Annotated in this window: 4 protein-coding genes and 1 pseudogene; 4 read left to right on the forward strand and 1 reads right to left on the reverse strand. The window is 73.0% G+C overall.

From position 1 onward, the window contains the following. The 4 genes from KDL01_RS39765 to KDL01_RS39780 all read left to right on the forward strand — a co-directional run. Positions 1-587 (forward strand): glycosyltransferase (locus tag KDL01_RS39765; protein ID WP_281415847.1); only part of this gene is annotated, 587 nt, incomplete at its 5' end. Further along, positions 584-1,348, forward strand: a complete 765-nt coding sequence (locus KDL01_RS39770) for an ABC transporter permease (RefSeq protein WP_212533897.1) — start codon at positions 584-586, stop codon at positions 1,346-1,348. The genes KDL01_RS39765 and KDL01_RS39770, both read left to right, overlap by 4 nt. 27 nt (positions 1,349-1,375) lie before the next feature. Further along, positions 1,376-2,332: an ATP-binding cassette domain-containing protein gene (locus KDL01_RS39775; RefSeq protein WP_212533898.1), complete on the forward strand. Its 957-nt coding sequence runs from the start codon at positions 1,376-1,378 to the stop codon at positions 2,330-2,332. Continuing rightward, positions 2,329-3,348, forward strand: a complete 1,020-nt coding sequence (locus tag KDL01_RS39780; RefSeq protein ID WP_307846793.1) for an NAD-dependent epimerase/dehydratase family protein — start codon at positions 2,329-2,331, stop codon at positions 3,346-3,348. The genes KDL01_RS39775 and KDL01_RS39780 overlap by 4 nt, the downstream gene beginning before the upstream one ends. Positions 3,349-3,355: 7 nt before the next feature. Here the strand turns inward: KDL01_RS39780 and KDL01_RS39785 are convergent. Next, positions 3,356-3,715, reverse strand: a pseudogene (locus KDL01_RS39785) (hypothetical protein); the annotation flags it as partial.

The following is a 3,715-nucleotide window of genomic DNA, read 5'->3' on the forward strand; positions in this document are numbered from 1 at the left end:
CGCCGGACCCCGACTTCCCCTTCGACGCCCTCGACGACACCCGCCGCCTCGTCCTGGTCAGCATGGGCACGCTCTCCATGGACATCGCCCGCGACTTCTACGCCCGCACGATCGAGGCCCTGCGCCCGCTCGGCACGCGCGTCCAGGCGATCGTGGTCGCCCCCGACGGCACCATCGAGGACCCGCCGCCGCACGTCCTGGTCCGCTCCCGGGTCCCGGTACTGGACCTGATGCCGCGTCTGGACGCCGTCATCGGCCACGGCGGGCTCAACACCGTCTGCGAAGCGCTGGTGCACGGCGTGCCGCTGGTCATCGCCCCGATCAAGGGCGACCAGCCGGTCAACGCCGACCAGGTCGCCGCCGCCGGAGCCGGCATCCGCGTCTCGTTCCCACGGGTGGGCCCGCAGGGGCTGCGCGAGGCGCTCACCGCCGTGCTCGCCGACCCCTCATACCGCGCCGCCGCCCACCGCGTCGGCCGGGCGCTGCACGCGGCCGGCGGCGCCGAAGCCGCCGCCGCGCACCTCGAAGAACTGGCCGGAAGCATCCCGGTCGCCGCCGGAGGACACCGTGAAAGTAGGGCACTGTGAAAGTACTGCGTGACATCTGGCTGGTCTTCCAGCGGCACACGCTGCTGATGTTCCGCTCCCCGCTGTGGGTCTTCCTCGGCGTCGCCCAGCCCGTGGTCTACCTTGCGCTCTTCGCGCCGCTGCTCAAGCCCGCGCTCGCGTCCATGGGCGCGACCTCGATGACCGAGGCCTACCGCATCTACGTCCCCGGCATGCTCGTCGCGCTCGCCCTGGCCGGCGGCCTCTACGCCGGCTTCGGCCTGCTCGCCGAGCTCGGCTCCGGGGTGGTCGAACGCACCCGGGTCACCCCGGTCAGCCGCCTGGCCCTGCTGTTCGGCAGATCCCTGCGCGACGTGGTCACCCTCGTCATCCAGGCCGCCATCATCATCGTGCTCTCCATGCCGTTCGGCCTGTTCGTGCACGTGCCGGAGCTGCTCACCGGCTACCTGCTGCTCGCCCTGATCGCGTTCACCAGCGCCACCTTCTCCTACGGCATCGCGCTGCGGCTGCGGAACCCGGGCGTGCTCGGCCAGGTGATCAACAACGTCGCGCAGCCGCTGATGCTGCTCTCCGGCACCCTCCTGCCGATCGCGCTCGCCCCCGGCTGGCTGCGCGGCATCGCCGACTGGAACCCGTTCAGCTGGGCCGTGACCGCCATGCGCGCCCTGTTCCACAGCCACACCGCCGACCCCTCGGTCTGGCACAGCCTCACCATGATGCTCGCCCTCGCGGTCCTGGCCCTGGTCTGGTCCGCGCGGCAGTTCGCGCGCTCGGTTCGGTAGACGGTTCGGTAGACGGGAGAAGACACGGTGATCGAGACCAAGGGCCTGCGCAAGACCTTCCAGACCGGCCGCGGCCGCAAGAGCTCCACCGTCGAAGCCGTCATCGGCCTCGACCTCGAGGTCGCGGACGGGGAGATCTTCGGCTTCCTCGGCCCCAACGGCGCCGGGAAGACCACCACCCTGCGCATGCTGACCACGCTCATCCCGCCCGACGGCGGCCACGCCCTGATCGCGGGCGCCGACCTGCTGGCCGAACCCGGCGAGGTGCGCCACCGCATCGGCTACATCGCCCAGGGCGGCGGCACCTGGGACGACGCCACCGCCCGCGAGGAGCTGATCCTGCAGGCCCGCATGCACGGCATCGCCAAGGCCGAGGCCGAGACCCGCGCCGTCGAGGCGATCGAGGCCTTCCAGCTGACCGAGTACGCCGACCGCAAGTGCAAGACCTACTCCGGCGGCCAGCGCCGCCGCGTGGACATCGCCCTCGGCGTGGTCCACCGGCCCCGGCTGGTCTTCCTCGACGAGCCCACCGCGAACCTCGACCCGGCCAGCCGCGCCACCGTCTGGGACGAGGTGCGCCGGCTGCGCGCCACCGGCATGACCGTGTTCCTCACCACCCACTACCTCGACGAGGCCGACGCCCTGTGCGACCGGGTCGCCATCATCGACGGCGGGAAGATCGTGGCCGAGGGCACCCCGACCGCGCTCAAGCGGGAGATCTCCGGCGACGTGGTCACCGTCGGCCTCGGCGACGCGGCCGAGAAGGCCCGCGAGATCCTGGCCGCCGAGCCCTACCTCAGCTCCGCCGAAGTACGCGAGGGCGGAGAGCTGCGGCTGTCCGTGGACGCGGGGGAGAGCGCCATCCCCCGGATCATGCGCACCCTCGACGACGCCGGAATCGAGATGGCCACCATCGAACTGCACCGCCCCACCCTCGACGACGTGTTCCTGAGCAAGACCGGCCGCTCGCTGCGCGAATCGTGAGCGGGGCTGCGCGAGTCGTGGGCGGGACCGGCGCGCCGCCCGGGCTGGCCGGCGCCCGGGCGGTGGTGACCGGGGGCGCCGGCTTCGTCGGCTCGCACCTGTGCGACCGGCTGCGCGAGGCCGGCGCCGAGGTCGTGTGCCTCGACAACCTGCTGACGGGTTCGCTGGAGAACCTGGCGGACCGTCAGGGCGACTCCCACTTCCACTTCCGCCGCCACGACGTGTGCGAACCCTTCGACGTCGCCGGACTGGTCGACCTCGTCTTCCACCTCGCCTCGCCCGCCTCCCCCCGCGACTACCTGCGCCACCCCGTCGCGACCCTGCGCGCCGGTGCCGAGGGCACGTTCAACACCCTCGAACTCGCCCGCCGCAAACACGCCAGGTTCGTGCTCGCCTCCACCTCCGAGGTCTACGGCGACCCGCTGGCGCACCCGCAGGCCGAGTCCTACTGGGGCAACGTCAACCCGGTCGGCCCGCGCAGCTGCTACGACGAGGCCAAGCGCTACGCCGAGGCGCTGACCACGGCGTACCGCGCCGGACAGGACGTGGAAACCGGCGCGGACACGGTCATCGTGCGGCTGTTCAACACCTACGGCCCGCGCATGCGCGCCCACGACGGCCGGGCCGTGCCCACCTTCATCGTCCAGGCCAGGGCCGGGCAGCCGTTGACCGTGGCGGGCGACGGCAGTCAGACCCGGTCGCTGTGCTACGTCGAGGACACCGTCGCGGGCCTGCTCGCCGCCGCCCGGGCCGGCCACCCGGGCCCGATCAACCTCGGCAACCCGGCCGAGCTGACCATCGCGCAGCTGGCCGTGCGTATCCGGGAACTGTGCGGCTCGCGCTCGCCGCTCGAGTTCGTCGAGCGCCCGGTCGACGACCCGGGCCTGCGCCGGCCGGACATCACGCTGGCCCGTACCGCGCTCGGCTGGGCCCCGAACGTGGACCTCGACAAGGGCCTGACCGCCACCATCGACTGGTTCGCCGCGCGTCCCGCCGCGGGGGAGGGGCGCGGCTGAGCCGGCGTCAGCTCGCGCCCGCGCTCCCGTCCCCGAGCCGCGGCACGACCTGCTCGGCGAACAGCCGCATGCACGCGTGCACGTCCGCGGCGGGCAGCCCGCCCACGTCCAGCAGCACGTAGAGCGCGTCCAGGCTGAACTGCGCCGTCACTTCGTTCAGCCGCGCCGCGACCGTCTCCGGGCTTCCGCAGATCGCTGGACCGGCCAGCAGCTCGGCCACGCTCTGCGGCCCGTCGCCGGTCCCGCGCAGCGCGGCCGCGAACCGGGCGTACCCGTCGAGGTACGGCGCCCACCGCGTCAGGGCCCGATCATCGGACTCGGCGACGTGCAGGTGCACCGGCAGCCCGACCCGCCCCTGTCCCTTATA

This window comes from Actinospica durhamensis (genome assembly GCF_018139695.1).
Lineage (GTDB): Bacteria > Actinomycetota > Actinomycetes > Streptomycetales > Catenulisporaceae > Actinospica > Actinospica durhamensis.